The sequence below is a fragment of the Paraburkholderia sp. UCT31 genome, assembly GCF_014397655.1.
Lineage (GTDB): Bacteria > Pseudomonadota > Gammaproteobacteria > Burkholderiales > Burkholderiaceae > Paraburkholderia > Paraburkholderia tuberum.
In genome coordinates this window covers 26804-42303 of the sequence record NZ_VZQP01000046.1, presented here as the reverse complement: position 1 = coordinate 42303, position 15500 = coordinate 26804, and the positions used below count along the sequence as shown (strand labels likewise).

General features: G+C 64.3%; 12 protein-coding genes and 3 pseudogenes. 6 read left to right on the top strand and 9 right to left on the bottom strand.

All coding sequences use genetic code 11. The features are described from left to right. Positions 1-35: 35 nt before the first annotated feature. On the bottom strand, positions 36-1136 hold the full coding sequence (locus F6X40_RS30600; protein ID WP_187630399.1) for a polyamine ABC transporter substrate-binding protein: 1101 nt from the start codon (positions 1134-1136) through the stop codon (positions 36-38). A 576-nt stretch (positions 1137-1712) separates the two neighbouring features. Here F6X40_RS30600 and F6X40_RS30595 point away from each other — a divergent pair. Both F6X40_RS30595 and F6X40_RS30590 read left to right on the top strand, forming a co-directional pair. Continuing rightward, positions 1713-2549 (top strand): annotated as a pseudogene (locus tag F6X40_RS30595) (divalent metal cation transporter); the annotation flags it as partial. 123 nt (positions 2550-2672) lie between these two features. Next, positions 2673-2876, top strand: a complete 204-nt coding sequence (locus tag F6X40_RS30590; RefSeq protein WP_090800501.1) for a DUF1289 domain-containing protein — start codon at positions 2673-2675, stop codon at positions 2874-2876. Between the two features lie 106 nt (positions 2877-2982). On the opposite strand, the gene F6X40_RS30585 is transcribed toward F6X40_RS30590, so the two are convergent. From F6X40_RS30585 to F6X40_RS42720, 3 genes and pseudogenes are all read right to left on the bottom strand, one after another. Beyond that, positions 2983-4575, bottom strand: coding sequence for an ABC-F family ATPase (locus F6X40_RS30585; protein ID WP_090800503.1), 1593 nt, complete (start codon positions 4573-4575; stop codon positions 2983-2985). A gap of 93 nt (positions 4576-4668) precedes the next feature. Beyond that, a pseudogene (locus F6X40_RS30580) lies at positions 4669-4815 on the bottom strand (NAD(P)-dependent oxidoreductase); the annotation flags it as partial. A 31-nt stretch (positions 4816-4846) separates the two neighbouring features. Then, positions 4847-4948: pseudogene (locus F6X40_RS42720) on the bottom strand (NAD(P)-binding domain-containing protein); the annotation flags it as partial. Positions 4949-5215: 267 nt separating this feature from the next. On the opposite strand from F6X40_RS42720, the gene F6X40_RS30570 reads away from it, so the two are divergent. Next, complete coding sequence (locus tag F6X40_RS30570; RefSeq protein ID WP_018435559.1) at positions 5216-5425, top strand: dodecin; 210 nt, start codon at positions 5216-5218, stop codon at positions 5423-5425. A gap of 109 nt (positions 5426-5534) precedes the next feature. On the opposite strand, the gene F6X40_RS30565 is transcribed toward F6X40_RS30570, so the two are convergent. The 4 genes from F6X40_RS30565 to F6X40_RS30550 all read right to left on the bottom strand — a co-directional run bounded on the left by F6X40_RS30565 (position 5535) and on the right by F6X40_RS30550 (position 10459). Further along, the gene (locus tag F6X40_RS30565) at positions 5535-6629 is read right to left on the bottom strand and encodes a BMP family ABC transporter substrate-binding protein (protein WP_187630398.1); all 1095 of its coding nucleotides are present in this window, start codon (positions 6627-6629) and stop codon (positions 5535-5537) included. Positions 6630-6691: 62 nt separating this feature from the next. Next, a complete protein-coding gene (locus F6X40_RS30560) occupies positions 6692-7621 on the bottom strand; it encodes an ABC transporter permease (protein ID WP_090800507.1) in 930 nt (309 codons plus the stop codon). A gap of 39 nt (positions 7622-7660) precedes the next feature. Further along, positions 7661-8767 carry an ABC transporter permease gene (locus F6X40_RS30555; protein ID WP_090805345.1) on the bottom strand — a complete coding sequence of 369 codons (1107 nt, stop codon included), beginning with the start codon at positions 8765-8767 and terminating at the stop codon, positions 7661-7663. Between the two features lie 93 nt (positions 8768-8860). After that, positions 8861-10459, bottom strand: a complete 1599-nt coding sequence (locus F6X40_RS30550; RefSeq protein ID WP_184066071.1) for an ABC transporter ATP-binding protein — start codon at positions 10457-10459, stop codon at positions 8861-8863. A 253-nt stretch (positions 10460-10712) separates the two neighbouring features. On the opposite strand from F6X40_RS30550, the gene F6X40_RS30545 reads away from it, so the two are divergent. Next, positions 10713-11645 carry a LysR substrate-binding domain-containing protein gene (locus F6X40_RS30545; protein WP_187618422.1) on the top strand — a complete coding sequence of 311 codons (933 nt, stop codon included), beginning with the start codon at positions 10713-10715 and terminating at the stop codon, positions 11643-11645. 100 nt (positions 11646-11745) lie between these two features. Here F6X40_RS30545 and F6X40_RS30540 read toward each other — a convergent pair whose 3' ends face one another. Beyond that, positions 11746-13095 carry an 8-oxoguanine deaminase gene (locus tag F6X40_RS30540; protein WP_187630415.1) on the bottom strand — a complete coding sequence of 450 codons (1350 nt, stop codon included), beginning with the start codon at positions 13093-13095 and terminating at the stop codon, positions 11746-11748. Between the two features lie 543 nt (positions 13096-13638). On the opposite strand from F6X40_RS30540, the gene uraH reads away from it, so the two are divergent. Continuing rightward, positions 13639-13992 carry a hydroxyisourate hydrolase gene (uraH, locus tag F6X40_RS30535; RefSeq protein ID WP_187618421.1) on the top strand — a complete coding sequence of 118 codons (354 nt, stop codon included), beginning with the start codon at positions 13639-13641 and terminating at the stop codon, positions 13990-13992. 169 nt (positions 13993-14161) lie between these two features. Next, positions 14162-15355, top strand: coding sequence for a urate hydroxylase PuuD (locus F6X40_RS30530; protein WP_187630397.1), 1194 nt, complete (start codon positions 14162-14164; stop codon positions 15353-15355). The last annotated feature ends 145 nt before the right edge of the window (positions 15356-15500 follow it).

Here is a 15500-nt window from a genome sequence, read left to right as displayed (position 1 = left end):
GGCTTCATAGGCTGCTTATCTGTTTGTTGTCGCGCTTAGCGGCCGGACTTGAACTCGGTCCACAGCCGCGTTTGCAGCCGCTGGATTTCCTGCGGCAGCGGTTTCAACAGGAACAGCGTCTTGATGGTTTCCGGCGACGGGTACACGGCCGGATCGTTCGCGACGTCCTTGTCCACGTACTTGCGCGCTTCCATATTGACGCTCGGGTAGTACACGGCGTTGGTGATCGCGGCGTGCACCTGCGGCGTCTCGATGTAGTTGATCCACTCGAGCGCGGCTTCCTTGTGCTTCGCATCCTTCGGAATCGCCATCACGTCGAACCACACCGGCGCGCCGCCCTTCGGCACGAAGTACTCGATCTTGTACGGCTTGTTCGCCTCGATCGCGCGATGCTTGGCGATCACGACGTCGCCCGACCAGCCGTACGCGAAGCAGATGTCGCCGCCGACGAGGTCGTTGATGTAGCCCGACGAGTTGAACTGCGTGATGTACGGGCGGATCTTTTTCAGCATCGCGAGCGCGGCGCGGTAGTCGGCCGGGTTCGTGCTCATCGGGTCTTTGCCTATGTAGTGCAGCGCGGCTGCGAACATCTGGTCCGGCGCGTCGAGCACCGACACGCCGCAGGCCTTGAGCTTCGAGATGTTTTCCGGCTTGAACAGGATGTCCCAGCTATCGAGCGGCGCGTCCTTGCCGAGGATCTGCTGGACCTTCGTCACGTTGTAGCCGAGGCCGGTCGTGCCGTACGCCCAGGGCACCACGTACTTGTTGCCCGGATCGGCGCCGGCGACGAGCGCCATCAGCGACGGGTCGAGGTACTTCAGGTTCGGCAGCTTCGATTTGTCGAGCGGCTCGAAGATGCCCGCGGCGATCTGCTTGCCCGCGTAGTTGCTGGTCGGCACGACGATGTCGTAGCCCGAGTGACCGGTGAGCAGCTTCGCCTGCAGCGTGTCGTCGCTGTCGTAGTTGTCGTACTTGACCTGGATGCCGGTCTGTTTGGTGAAGTTCGGTATCGTGTCCTTCGCGATGTAGTCGGACCAGTTATACACGTTGAGCTGCGTATCCTTCGCAGCGGCCGTCAACCACGGCGCCGCGCACAAGATCAGCGCCGCCATATGCCCCACTATCCGCTTGTTCATCCCGTTCTCCGATCTCTCGTCACTCAAGCCGCGCCGTCGCCCGCACGGTCCCCTGAAAACCCCGAAAACTACCACCAATTATTGCCCGCACAAAAAAAAACCCGGAGCTGTCGCGCAAACGGTACAGGCTCTGGCCGCACCCTTGCAAAATGGCCGAAATTTTAACGGGTTATCGGCCCGTGTCTACCGAAAAATACGCGGTCGTCGGCCGCGCTTTATCCGCGCTGGGCACAGGCTGCGAGAGTTTCATCGCGTCGCTGTTATCTGGTTGTCAGCTCGGCGTTGGCTCGCACCTGGGCGGTGCGCCGCTCCGGCGCGCGCGAGTGCCGGACGGTGCTTGCCGGTGCAGAGCCGCGTCGGCGTCCAGCGCGCCTTTCATGCGCCGCGGCGCCGCCACGAATGCTCCTATCATGATCTTTTGATGCGTATTGCGCGACGTCGTCGCGCGACGGCCGGCCAGCCGCTGCGCGCGTGCGATGGGCATGTGACTTGCAACAGGATGCGTTTCCCGGAAGCTCTGGCACGATGAACACCAATCCTTTCGCGATGCGTCCCGACCGGCGCCGGCGCCTGCCGGAGCAGAAAGGCGGCCGCAGGCTGGAGGCGGTGATCGCCTCGCTGATCGGCTTCGTCGGCCTGTGCTTCGTCGTGCAGCTCGCGCGGCCCGACTGGCACGCGGCGCTGGCCGGCACCGCGCCGAGCCTGGAGCTGATCAGAAGCGCGGGCATGCTGTGGCTAGCGGCCGGCATCGTCGGCGCGACGGTCATGCCGCACAACCTGTATCTGCATTCGGCGCTGGTCAAGCATCACGCGCCCGACAGCAGCGACGCGCAGATCAAAGCCGCGCTGCACGTCGTCAATCTCGATACTTTCGGCTCGCTTGCGTTCGCGTTCGTGATCAACGCGGCGCTGCTGATCGTCGCGGCGGCCGTGTTCTATGCGAGCGGTCATCGCGACGTGACCGATCTGGCCGATGCGCATCGGCTGATCGCGCCGCTCGTCGGCAGCCGCTGGGCCGGCATCCTGTTCGCGACGGCGCTGCTCGCGTGCGGACTCAGCGCGACCGTCACGGGCACGCTGGCCGGTCAGACGGTGATGGAGGGCTTCCTGCGGCTGCGGTTACCGCGCTGGAAACGCGCGCTGCTCACGCGTGCGCTCGCGATCGGGCCGGCCCTGCTCGCGGTGGGCGTGTTCGGCCAGCATGGCTCGAATCAGTTGCTGGTCGCGAGCCAGGTCGTGCTGAGCTTGCAATTGCCGCTTGCGGTCGTGCCGCTGATCCGCTGCGCGTCCGATGCGGCGCTGATGCGCGGCTGGCGCGTGCACGGCGTGCCGCTCGTGCTGTCATGGCTGTCGGCGGCGTTCATCATTGCGCTCAATGGCGCGCTGATGTGGCAACTGGCGACTTCGGCGTGATCGCAGACGCAAAGGTCAGCGCAATTGACATGAAGTTCGCACGACGCTGAGCGACGCATGCAAGGCGCGCGGCGCGCATCGGTTAACATAGCGGGACTTCGCCTCCCCGCCTCAAGGTTTCCGATGACTTCGAATCTCCACGATCTTCCCGACAGCCCGTGCATCGGCGTCTGCTCCACGCTCTTCGACGAGGTCTGTAAAGGCTGCGGCCGCACCGCCACCGAAGTGTCGAACTGGGTGTTTCTGAGCGACGAGGAAAAGCGCGCGATCTGGACTCGGATCGAACGGGAAGGCACGGCGATGCGGTTTCAGAACGACAAGGTGTGAGGGTGTTCGTTGCGCGCATCGCACGTTGACGCGACCATAAAAAAGCCCGCTTCGACGAAGCGGGCTTTTTGCTGTGACGCGATTCGATCAGCGTGAACCGAAGCGCTTATTGCACGCCCTGACTCGTCAGGAAGTCCTCATAGTTGCCACCGAAGTCGTTCAGCGTGCCATTGGTCTTCACTTCGATGATCCGGTTCGCGAGGCCGCTCACGAACTCGCGGTCGTGGGACACGAAAATCAGCGTGCCGTCGAACTTGTCGAGCGCGATCTGCAGCGACTCGATCGACTCCATATCCATGTGGTTGGTCGGCTCGTCCATCAGCAGCACGTTGTGGCGGCCCAGCATCAGCTTGCCCCAGATCATGCGGCCCTTCTCGCCGCCCGACAGCACCTTGACCGACTTGCGGATGTCGTCCGCATTGAACAGCAGCCGGCCGAGCGTGCCGCGCACCATCTGCTCGTCGTCGCCTTCCTTGCGGTACTGGTCGATCCAGTCCATCAGCGTGACGTCGCCCGGAAACTCTTCGTACGTGTCTTGCGGCATGTAGCCGACGTTGGCGTTTTCCGCCCACTTCACCGTGCCGTGGTCGAGTTGCAGATTGCCGAGCAACGAGCGCAGCAGCGTGGTCTTGCCCGCGCCGTTCTCGCCGATGATCGCGATGCGCTCGCCCGGCTGCACGCTGATGCTGAAGTTATTGAAGATCGAGCGCTCGTATTTCTTGGAGATGCTGTCGGCGACCACCGCGATGTTGTGCAGCTTCTTCTCGAACTCGAAGCGGATGAACGGGTTCTGCCGCGACGACGGCTTGAATTCCTCGATCTTGATCTTGTCGATCATCTTCAGACGGCTGGTGGCCTGGCGCGCCTTCGACTTGTTCGCCGAGAAGCGGCGCACGAAGTCCTGCAGATCGGCCACGCGCTCCTTCGCCTTCGCGTTGGCGGCCTGCTGACGCTCGCGCGCCTGCGTGCTGGCGAGCATGTAGTCGTCGTAGTTGCCCGGATAGACCTTCAGCGTGCCGTAGTCCATGTCGGCCATGTGGGTGCAGACCTGGTTCAGGAAGTGCCGGTCGTGCGAGATGATGATCATCGTCGAGTTGTACTGGTTGAGAACATCTTCCAGCCAACGGATCGAGTTGATATCGAGGTTGTTGGTCGGCTCATCCAGCAGCAGCACGTCCGGCTTCGAGAACAGCGCCTGCGCGAGCAGCACGCGCAGCTTCCAGCCGGGCGCCACGTTGCTCATCGGGCCGTTGTGGTCTTCGATCGCAATGCCGATGCCGAGCAGCAGCTCGCCCGCGCGCGCTTCGGCCGTGTAGCCGTCGTACTCGGCGAACTTCGCTTCGAGCTCGGCCGCGTGCATGTAGTCGTCGTCGGTCGCGTCGGGGTTCGCGTAGATCGCGTCGCGCTCGGTCATCGCGGCCCACATTTCGGCGTGGCCCATCATCACGACGTCGAGCACGCGCACGTCTTCGTACGCGAACTGGTCCTGGCGCAGCTTGCCCAGACGCACGTTCGGCTCGAGCATCACGTTGCCCGAGCTGGGCTCGAGATCCGAACCGAGAATCTTCATGAAGGTGGATTTACCGCAGCCGTTCGCACCGATCAGGCCATAGCGATTCCCTCCCCCAAATTTGACCGAAATGTTCTCGAAGAGGGGCTTCGGCCCGAATTGCATGGTGATATTGGCAGTAGACAGCACAGCGCGTCCCTTTGAATGTGATATCGGCGAAAAACCCAATATTTTAGCAGGTTTGGAGTTTTCAACCGGACAGTTGTTCCGGCGCGGCCCGCGTCACCCGCTCGAGCCGCCGCGCGGCGTCTGCAGAATGTCGATGAAGGCCGAGAAATCCGCGTCGGCGAGCCCCATTGCCGCACCCAGTCGCAGCAATTGCTGGACCGTCGACGCGACCGGCATCGGCGTGCCGGTCTCGTAGGCGCTCCCCCGCCGGGCCGAACACGATCTGCTCGACCGCGCGCGTGCGGTTCCACACATGCACGCTATGACCCGCGCGCAGCAGGTGCCGGATCATCGGCGCGCCCATCAGGCCGGGGCCGCAAAAACCAGTTTCCACGTTCGAACCTCGTCGGTTATCAGATTGAATGGCTTATGTTGCGTACGGATGATAGCGACCGCGCCAGGCGCTTAAGTCGCGCGATACCGGGCATGCGATGTGCGGTATCGATGGTTCGAGCGGCGACGTCTGGTCCGCCGCGCAGGCGATTGCGCTGGCGAGGACGCATATGTCCGTCGGACTGCGCGAACCGTTGCCTATACTTTTTTCCATGCACGTTTCCGAGCAGCGTTTTACTGACCAGCGGCGCACACCAAGGAGGAACTCATGTCAGAACACGTTTACAAGAAGATCGAACTGACCGGTTCGTCGAAGAAATCGATCGACGACGCGATCACCACCGCGATTGCCAAAGCGTCGGAAACGCTGCGCAATCTGCACTGGTTCGAGGTCACGGAAACGCGCGGCCAGATCGAGAACGGCAAGGTCGCGTACTGGCAGGTAACGCTGAAGGTCGGCCTGCGCATCGAGGACTGAGCGGCGACCGCACGACACGCTTGCCCGCTGCCACGCGCAAGCCGCAAACAGAAAAGCTGCGTCCAGGCGGGGCTGGACGCAGCTTTTTTTCAACAACGGACCGCCCGATTTACTTCGGCAGCGACCCGTCGACACCCTCCACGTACCAGTTCAGGCGCTGCAGTTCCGCATCGGTCAGCGTCTTGCCTTCAGGCACCTTCACCGTGCCCGACTGATCCTTGATCGGGCCCGTGAACACGTCGCGCTTGCCGCTCGCGAGTTCGTCGCGCTTCGCGGCAACCTGCTTCTGCCCATCGGCCGGAATCGCCGAGGTGTTCAGGTCCTCGAGGTTGACAGCCTTCTGCGGAATGCCCCACCACACCGGATCGTTCTTCCACTTGCCGTCGAGCACCTGCTGGATCACCGCGCTGTAGTACACGCCCCAGTGCGCGACGACCGAGCCGAGATGCGCATCGGGACCGAACTTCTTCATGTCCGAATCCCAGCCGAACGCGTGCACGTGCTTCTCCGACGCGGTCGCGAGCGTCGCGCTCGAATCGGTGTTCTGCAGCAGCACGTCGGCGCCCTGGCCGATCAGCGTTTCGGCGGCCTGCTTTTCCTTGCCCGGATCGAACCAGCTGTTGATCCAGATCACCTTCGTATGCACCTTCGGATTCACCGAGCGCGCGCCGAGCGTGAACGCGTTGATGTTGCGCACCACTTCCGGAATCGGCACCGACGCGACGAAGCCGAGCGTGTTGCTCTTCGTCACGTAGCCCGCGGCGACGCCGGCCAGATACGCGCCCTGATACATGCGCACGTCGTAGGTGCCGAAGTTCGGCGCCTTCTTGTAGCCGGTCGCGTGCAGGAAGATGGTGTCCGGGAAGTCCTTCGCGACCTTCAGCTCGAAGTCCTGGTAGCCAAAGCTCGTGCCGAAGATGATCTTGTTGCCCTTGTTCGCGAGATCGCGGAACACGCGCTCGGAGTCGGCCGATTCCGGCACGTTCTCGACGCGCGTGATCTTGATCCTGTTGCCGAACTTCGCTTCGGCTTCCCGCGAGCCCTGATCGTGCGCGTAGGTCCAGCCGGCATCGCCCGGATTGCCGAGATAGACGAACGCGACGCCCGGCACGTCAGCGGCCTGCGCGGTTTGCGCGAGCGGCGCCGCAAGTGCCAGCGACGCCGCACCCCAAGCGAAAGCGGTCAGCAGATTTCTTCTCTTCATGTTTTTTTCCTGTCGTAATGAGCGAATAGTTTGAGCGGAGCGATCAAGAACCTGTGTCGCCGTCAGCCCGCCGAGAAAAACGGCTTGCCGAGCGACGCGGGTGCATTCAGGCGAATCGTGTTCGGATTGCGCGAGATCAGCGCGAGCACGACGATCGTCGCAACGTACGGCAGCATCGCGAGAAACTGCGTCGGCACCGGCACACCGATCGCCTGCGCATAGAACTGCAGCCCCGTCACCGCGCCGAACAGCAGCGAGCCGATCAGCAGTCGCCCAGGGCGCCACGTCGCGAACACCACGAGCGCGAGCGCGATCCAGCCGCGGCCCGAGGTCAGGTTCTCCTGCCACAGGTGCAGATTGACGATCGAATAGTAGCCGCCCGCGAGCCCCGCCATGCCGCCGCCGAACGCGACCGCCCCATAGCGCACGCCGACCACCGGAAAGCCGACCGAATGCGCGACCTGCGGCGATTCGCCGACCGAGCGCAGCACGAGTCCCGCGCGCGTGCGATAGAGGAACCAGCCGATCGCGGCGAACATCAGGAACGCGAGGTAATCGAGCGGCGTGAGGGTAAACAGCGCCGGGCCGAGCACCGGGATGTTCGACAGGCCGGGGATCGTCCACGTATCGATCGTCGCGCGCACCGCCGCCGACGTGTACGGCTTGCCGACGTACGCGGACAGCCCGATGCCGAAGATCGTCAGCGACAGGCCGGTCGCGACCTGGTTGGCGAGCATCGTCAGCGTGAGGAACGCGAACAGCAGCGACATCGCGAGACCGGCGCCGATCGCGGCGAGCACGCCGAGCCACGGGCTGCCCGTGATCGACGTGACCGCGTAGCCGCTGACGGCGCCCATCAGCATCATCCCTTCCACGCCAAGATTGAGTACGCCCGATTTTTCGGCGACGAGTTCGCCGGCGCCCGCGAACATCAACGGGATCGACGCGGTGATCGCGCTCGACGTGAGCGCGCTGGCTTGCTGGATATCCATATCGAGTCTGAAAGCGGATTAGCGAGCTGATTGGCAAACTTAACGAGCCACTGCTGCGGCCGAGCGGCGCCGCACGCGGTAGTTCACGAACAGGTCGGCGCCGAGCAGGCAGAACAGCAGCAGCCCCTGGAACACGCCCGAGAGCGCCTGCGGCAATTGCATCGAGGTCTGCACCGCTTCGCCGCCGAGATACAGCAACGCCATCAGCAGACTGGCGAGCACGATGCCGAGCGGATGCAGCCTGCCGACGAACACGACGATGATCGCGGTGAAGCCGTAGCCCGGCGACCACGTCGCCTGCAACTGGCCGATCGGACCGGCAATTTCGCCCATACCGGCGAGGCCCGCGAGGCCGCCGCTAATCAGCAGCGACGTCCAGATCGTCTTCTTGTCGGAGAAACCGGCGTAACGCGCGGCGAGCGGCGCAAGTCCGCCGACGTTCATCCGGTAGCCCGCGAAGCTCTTGCGCATGAACAGCCAGACGAGCGGAATCGCGATCAGCGTGAGGAACACGGACGCGTTCAGGCGCGTGCCACGCAGAAATTTCCAGTGCCAGTCGCCATACAGCGTCGGAAACAGCGCGTCGCCGCTGAACATCTCCGACAGCGGGAAGTTCATGCCCTGCGGATCGCGCCACGGGCCGCTCACGAGATAGATCAGCAGTTGCGTCGCGACGTACGTGAGCATCAGGCTCACGAGAATCTCGTTGGTATTGAAGCGGCTCTTCAGAAACGCGGGAATCGCGGCCCACGCCATGCCGCCGAGGATGCCGGCCGCCATCATGGTCGGCAGGATCCACCAGCCGCTCGCCTGATCGAAATAGATCGCGACGCCGCTCGCCGCGATGCCGCCGAGCAGCATCTGCCCTTCGGCGCCGATGTTCCACACGTTCGCGCGATAGCCGATCGCGAGACCGAGGCCGATCAGGCACAACGGCGACGCCTTCAGCAGCAGCTCCGACCAGCCGTTGATGCTCGACAGCGGCTCGATGAAAAACCCGTGCATCGCCTGCAACGGGTCGCGGCCGACGAGGCCGAAGATCAGGAAGCCGATCGCGAGCGTCAGCAACGCGGCGATCAGCGGCACGGCGAGCTGCATCGTGCGCGACGGCGACGTGCGGGCTTCGAGTCGATAGGGAAGCATCATGGGTAGCGTGTATTTGTTCGGGTTCTGTTCTTCAGGGTCCGCATTCGCGTGCGTGGTTAGCGTGTTGGCGTGGCCGGCGGGCAACGCCTCGCCTCATGCATGCGCCGGCTGATCCGCCGCGGGCGCCGCGCCCTCGCGGTCGCCGAACAGCCCCGCCATCCAGCGGCCGATTTCCTCGGCGTTGGTCGCACCGGTCGCACGCACCGGCGAAAGCCGCCCACCCGCGAGCACCGCGATGCGATCGCAGATATCGAACAGCTCTTCCAGTTCCTCCGAGATCACCAGAATCGCAACGCCGCGCGCCGACAGATCGAGCAGTTGCTGACGGATGAACGCCGACGCGCCGACATCGACGCCCCACGTCGGCTGCGCGACCACGAGCACCTTCGGCGCCTGCAAAATTTCGCGGCCCATGATGTATTTCTGCAGATTGCCGCCCGAGAGACTTTGCGCGAGCGCGTCGGGGCCGCCGCAGCGCACGTCGAACGCGTCGATGCAGCGCTTCGCGAATGCGCGCATCACACCCGTTTTGATCCAGCCCGAGTTGACCATGCTCTGCCGATGCGCGGTGAGCAGCGCGTTGTCGGCGAGGCTCATCGCCGGCACCGCGCCGCGGCCGAGCCGCTCTTCGGGCACGAAGCCGAAGCCGAGCGCGCGCCGCCCGCCCGCGCCGAGGCGCGCGGCCGGTTTGCCGCAGATCGTGATCGCGTCGGCCGGCAGGCTGCGTTTTTCAGCGCGCTTCTCTCCGGACAACGCCGCGAGCAGTTCCGCCTGCCCGTTGCCCGACACACCGGCAATGCCGAAGATCTCGCCCGCATGCACGCTGAACGACACGTCGCGCAACGAGGTGCCGAACGGATCGTCGCTCGCGACCGACAACTGCCTGACATCGAGCAGCACCGCGCCCGGCTTGTGCTCGCGCCGCGTGTAGTCCGGCAGCGAGTGGCCGACCATCAACTGCGCGAGCGACGCATGCGTCTCGTTCTTCGGCGTCACATGGCCGGTCACGCGACCGCCGCGCATCACCGTCGCGGTGTCGCACAACTCCTGGATTTCGTCGAGCTTGTGGCTGATGTAGAGGATGCTGCAGCCCTCGGCCGCGAGCCGGCGCAGCGTCGTGAAGAGCTTGCGGACCGCCTGCGGCGTCAGTACCGAGGTCGGTTCGTCCATGATCAACAGACGCGGATTCTGCAGCAGGCAGCGCACGATTTCGACACGCTGCCGCTCGCCGACGGTGAGGCTGTGGACATGCCGCTGCGGATCGATGTCGAGCCCGTAGTCGGCCGACACCTCGCGAATGCGTTTGGCCAACGTCTTCAGATCGAACGGTTCGTCGAGCGCGAGCGCGATGTTTTCGCCGACCGTCAGCGTCTCGAACAGCGAGAAGTGCTGGAACACCATGCCGACGCCGAGCTTGCGGGCGGCCGCCGGACTCGCGATGTCGACCGTCTCGCCTTCCCAACGGATCTCGCCGGCGTCGGGTCGCACGGCGCCGTAGATGATCTTCATCAGCGTGCTCTTGCCCGCGCCGTTCTCGCCGAGCACCGCGTGGATTTCGCCGGGCGCGACGACGAGCGTGACGTCGTCGTTGGCGCGCACGGCCGGGTACTGCTTCGTGATGCCCGTCATTGCGAGCCGAGGCACCGCCTGGCCGGTGAGTTGCGCGCCGTCGCTAAGTGGAGTGTCGCTCATGAGATTCCGTAGTGCGTTCGTGACGCTGCTTGCCGCCTGCATGCCGCCTGCATGCCGCCGGCGGGCGATCCGTCACCACAACCGGATGACAATACCTAATTCGCCCCACTCAGTCGAGTTGACAAAATTCCCGCAAACCCCCGCCGCTACAAGCTCTGCGGGTATGTCGCCCTTGACGCCGTTTTTCGTCCATATTAAAACGCATATACCCCCACGTTCGTTCGATCAGCCAGCACATATATTCGGAGAATCCATGAGCCAGCAACGCGAGGCGATCGACACGTACCTGCTGCGCGTGTTGCACACGCTGCTGATGGAGCGCAGCGTCACCCGCGCCGCCGTCAAACTGAACCAGTCCCAACCCGCCATCAGCGCGGCGCTGCGCCGTCTGCGCGACATCACCGGCGACCCGCTGCTGGTGCGCGGCAAGTCCGGCATGGTGCCGACCGAGTACGGTCTGCGCCTGCTCGAACCGGTGCAGAACGCGCTGCGCGAAATCGAGCGCATCAAGTTCCAGCAGCACAACTTCGATCCGGCCACGTCGATCCGCTGCTACCGGATCGGCTGTCCCGACTACCTGAACGTGCTGTTCGTGCCGACGGTCGTCGAACGTTTCCGCAAGGCCGCGCCGAACGCGACGCTCGAATTCCATTCGCTCGGCCCCGCGTTCGACTACGAACTCGCGCTCGAGGACGGCAAGCTCGACATCGTGGTCGGCAACTGGCCGGAGCCGCCCGAGCAGTTGCATCTGTCGAACCTGTTCGTCGATCAGATCGTGTGCCTGATGAGCAACACGCATCCGTTCGCCAAACGCGGCGGGCTCACGCTCGACCAGTACCTGAACGCGCCACATCTCGCGCCGACGCCGTATTCGGTCGGCCAGCGCGGCGCGATCGACGTGCATCTCGCGCGCGAGCGGCTCAAGCGCCATGTGGTCGTCACGTTGCCCTACTTCAATCTCGCGCCGTACGTGCTGATCAAATCCGATCTGATCTTCACGACGACGCGCCTCTTTGCCGACTACTACGCGAAGTTCCTGCCGCTGACCGTGGTGGCCGCGCCACTCGACTTTCCGCCGATGCAGTACTACCAGCTGTGGCACGAGCGCGTGCATTACTCCGACGAAGTGCGCTGGCTGCGCGGCGTGGTTGGCGAGGCGACCCGGACGTTGATCGACAAGCCCTGACGCCGCATGCGGCGCCGATCGCACTGGCGCCGCTGCTCACGGATCAGCGACTCGCGGCTTGCGCGCGGCGCGGCGCGAGTGCCGCCCGTTCCGCTCGAGCTCAAGCGGCCGCCTCGTAAAGCTGCCGCGCGAGCGCGTTATGCCGCTCGATCACCGGCCCGAGTTCGAGCGTCGCCAACTGCCCATTGTTCACCACCACCTTGCCGTCGATCACGCTATAGCTGACCTGCGACGGCGCGCAGAATACCAGAGCCGCCACCGGATCGTGCAGCGCGCCGGCGAAGTGCGGCTGACGCAGATCGAACGCGACGAAATCCGCGGCCATGCCGGGCGCGAGCGCGCCGATGTCGTCGCGATTGAGCACGCGCGCACCACCCAGGGTCGCGATTTCGAGCGCCTCGCGCGCGGTCATTGCATCGGGCCCAAAACCGACACGCTGCAGCAGCAGCGCCTGGCGCACTTCGGCGACCATCTGCGCACCGTCGTTCGACGCCGAGCCGTCGACGCCGAGCCCGACCGGCACGCCCGCGAGCCGCATGCGCTTGACCGGCGCGATGCCCGACGCGAGCCGCATGTTCGAGCACGGACAGTGCGCGACGCCGGTGCCGGTGCGCGCGAACAGCGCGATGCCCGCGTCGTCGAGTTGCACGCAGTGCGCATGCCATACGTCATGGCCGACCCAGCCGAGATCGTGCGCATACTCGGCCGGCGTCATGCCGAACTTCTCGCGGCTGTACTCGACGTCGTTGAGGTTCTCCGCCAGATGCGTATGCAGCGACACGCCGTACTGGCGCGCGAGCGCCGCCGATTCGCGCATCAGGTCGCGGCTCACCGAAAACGGCGAGCACGGCGCCACGACGACGCGCAGCATGGAGTAGCGCCCATCGTCGTGATACGTCTCGATCAGACGCTGCGTGTCCTTCATGATGTCCGCTTCGCGCTCGACCACCGAATCGGGCGGCAGGCCGCCGTCCTTGCGTCCCACGCTCATGCTGCCGCGCGCCGCATGAAAGCGCATGCCGATTCGGCGCGCGGCCGCGATGCTGTCGTCGAGACGGCTGCCGTTCGGATAGATATACAAATGGTCGCTCGACGTCGTGCAGCCCGACAGCAGCAGCTCGGCCATAGCGGTCAGCGTCGATACTTCGATCATGTCAGGCGTGAGGTTCGCCCACACCTTGTACAGGTTCGTGAGCCAGCCGAACAACTCGGCGTTCTGCGCGGCGGGAATCGCGCGCGTGAGGCTCTGGTACATGTGGTGATGCGTGTTGACGAGGCCCGGAATCACGAGATGGCCGTGCAGGTCGAGTACCTGGTCGGCCGATTGCGGCAGTTGCGCGGTCGGTCCGACCGCGACGATCCGGTTGTCCTCGATATACAGCCCGGCGTCGCGCAGTTCGCGCCGCTCGTCATCCATCGTGACCAGCACGTCCGCGTGCTTCACGAGCATCGTTTTACCGGGTTGTTTCAGTGCTTCATTCATCGTCATTCGTCTGTCCGCCTGATTGCCTGCATGCAAAGCCATTCGAACGCGATGCGGCGGCACGCCACCGTGCCGTCGCGTTCCGTTGAACGCCGTTGGCCCGGCTACCCAGCGTGAGTCGCCGTCTTCGGGGTTGTCCGTGCCAAAGGCCTGCCTTTGCACGGGTGTGTCGCGCCGCACAGCGCTTACCTTCGGTAGCCAAAATCCCGCTGACAACCCGCGCGGTTGCGATACCCAACTTCACACCGCCAATATAGTGGTGCATTTTTGGCGCCGGTACGATCGGCCGATGAGCCGGCGCGGCTTTCGTCTGGCTGTCCATCATGCGCGAACTATTATCTTTCCTATCGCTCGCGCTCGGGACAGAGCATCCTTTCTACAATGGCTGCCACGGCGCTTGCTTCGATTCGCCGACGGGTATGTAGCCACTGACGTGGAGCCTCGATCCGCCGCAAACGTAATGGATCGGGCCGCCGCCGACACCTCGCATTCACACAAGGACAATTGCGAATGGGCAAGCTCACTACCCACGTGCTCGACACCGCGAACGGCCGTCCCGGCGCAGGCATCAAGGTCGAACTCTTCGCGCTCGCGGGCGACTCGCGCCGCGCGCTCAAAACCACTGTCACCAATCACGACGGCCGCTGCGACGAGCCGCTGCTCGAAGGCGACGCGCTCGTCGCGGGCGAGTACGAACTCGTGTTCGGCGCGGGCGACTACTTCGCGTCGCTCGGCACGAAGGTGCCGGAACCACGCTTCGTCGATCGCGTCGTGCTGCGCTTCGGCGTCGCCGATGCCGACGCGCACTATCACGTGCCGCTGCTGGTGTCGCCATTTTCGTACAGCACGTATCGGGGCAGCTAGCCCTGCTGGATACGAGCCGCGTCCGAACCGGCACGAACAGACCTGGACAGGCACAACGCCCCGCGATACCCATAACAACCCGCGCTGCGTCTTCTATCCGCAGTCGGCGCGATGACCGACGACGTCGAACGTCATCGCGCACGCAACGAATCAGAAGTGGAGGAGTTTCATGGAAGGCTTTATCACCGACTGGTTGAACCTCGCGATTCGCTGGTTCCACGTCGTCGCCGCCATTGCATGGATCGGCGAATCGTTTTATTTCGTCGCGCTCGACAATAGCCTGAAGCCGCCGACCGATCCGAACCAGCGCCGTCGCGGCGTGTTCGGCGAGCTGTGGCATGTGCACGGCGGCGGCTTCTACAACATGCAGAAGTACACGGTCGCGCCGCCCGAAATGCCCGAAGACCTGCACTGGTCGAAATGGCCGTCGTACACGACGTGGCTGTCGGGCTTCGGTCTCTTTACCGTGCTGTATCTGTTCTCGCCGAGCACCTACCTGATCGACAGGAACGTGCTCGACATGGGGCCGGTGGTCGCCGTCGCCTCGGCGATCGGCTTCCTCGCGGCCGGCTGGATCGTCTACGACTCGCTGTGCCGCATTCTCGGCACACGCGACAAACTTCTCGGCATCTGCGTCGGCGTTTATGTGCTGATCGCGGCGTATCTCGCCTGCCATATCTTCGCGGGCCGCGCAGCGTATCTGATCGTGGGCGCGATGCTCGCGACGATCATGTCGGCCAACGTGTTCTTCGTGATCATTCCGGGCCAGCGCAAGATGGTCGACGCGATGCTGAAGGGCGACACGCCGAACCCGATCTACGGTAAGCGCGGCAAGCAGCGCTCGGTGCACAACACGTATTTCACGCTGCCGGTCGTGTTCGCGATGCTGTCGAACCACTACGCGATGACCTACACGCATCCGTACAACTGGGCGGTGCTCGTCGTCATCATGCTGGCCGGCGCGCTGATCCGTCAGTTCTTCGTGATGCGCCATCGCGGCCAGGTGTTGTGGTATCTGCCGCTCGTCGGCGTCGCGCTGATGTGCACGGCACTCGTGTGGACCATGCCGCGTCCGGTGGTGCCGCAGGCGCAGGCCGCCAACGCGCCGACGCTGAAGGTCGCCGACATCGCGCCGGTGCTGCAGCAGCGCTGCGTGGCCTGCCACTCCGCGCATCCGACGATGATGGGCAGCGCGCCCGCCGGCGTGCTGATGGATACGCCCGACGAAATTTCGCAGAACGCGCAGCGCATTTACCAGCAGGCGGTCACGTTGAAGGCGATGCCGCTCGGCAACGTCACGCATATGACCGACGACGAGCGGATGAAGATCGCCGCGTGGTTCGAAGGCGGCGCGGCGAAGTAAGGACGTCTGTCCGGATCACGGAGCCGGTGCCGAGGCAGAGGCTGGCGTGCGAAGCGGGCTTGTCGCGAGAGCGGCAAGCCCGTTGTTGTTTGTGAGGGTGACGTGCGCGGTCAGCGAGATCGATAATCGGATTTTGTCGCCCCTG

Coding starts and splice junctions, on each gene's coding strand:
- F6X40_RS30600 (WP_187630399.1), bottom strand. CDS start 1,136: ATGAACAAGCGGATAGTGGGGCATATGGCGGCGCTGATCTTGTGCGCG.
- F6X40_RS30590 (WP_090800501.1), top strand. CDS start 2,673: ATGACTTCGAATCTCCACGATCTTCCCGACAGCCCGTGCATCGGCGTC.
- F6X40_RS30570 (WP_018435559.1), top strand. CDS start 5,216: ATGTCAGAACACGTTTACAAGAAGATCGAACTGACCGGTTCGTCGAAG.
- F6X40_RS30565 (WP_187630398.1), bottom strand. CDS start 6,629: ATGAAGAGAAGAAATCTGCTGACCGCTTTCGCTTGGGGTGCGGCGTCG.
- F6X40_RS30560 (WP_090800507.1), bottom strand. CDS start 7,621: ATGGATATCCAGCAAGCCAGCGCGCTCACGTCGAGCGCGATCACCGCG.
- F6X40_RS30555 (WP_090805345.1), bottom strand. CDS start 8,767: ATGATGCTTCCCTATCGACTCGAAGCCCGCACGTCGCCGTCGCGCACG.
- F6X40_RS30550 (WP_184066071.1), bottom strand. CDS start 10,459: ATGAGCGACACTCCACTTAGCGACGGCGCGCAACTCACCGGCCAGGCG.
- F6X40_RS30545 (WP_187618422.1), top strand. CDS start 10,713: ATGAGCCAGCAACGCGAGGCGATCGACACGTACCTGCTGCGCGTGTTG.
- F6X40_RS30540 (WP_187630415.1), bottom strand. CDS start 13,095: ATGCTCGTGAAGCACGCGGACGTGCTGGTCACGATGGATGACGAGCGG.
- uraH (WP_187618421.1), top strand. CDS start 13,639: ATGGGCAAGCTCACTACCCACGTGCTCGACACCGCGAACGGCCGTCCC.
- F6X40_RS30530 (WP_187630397.1), top strand. CDS start 14,162: ATGGAAGGCTTTATCACCGACTGGTTGAACCTCGCGATTCGCTGGTTC.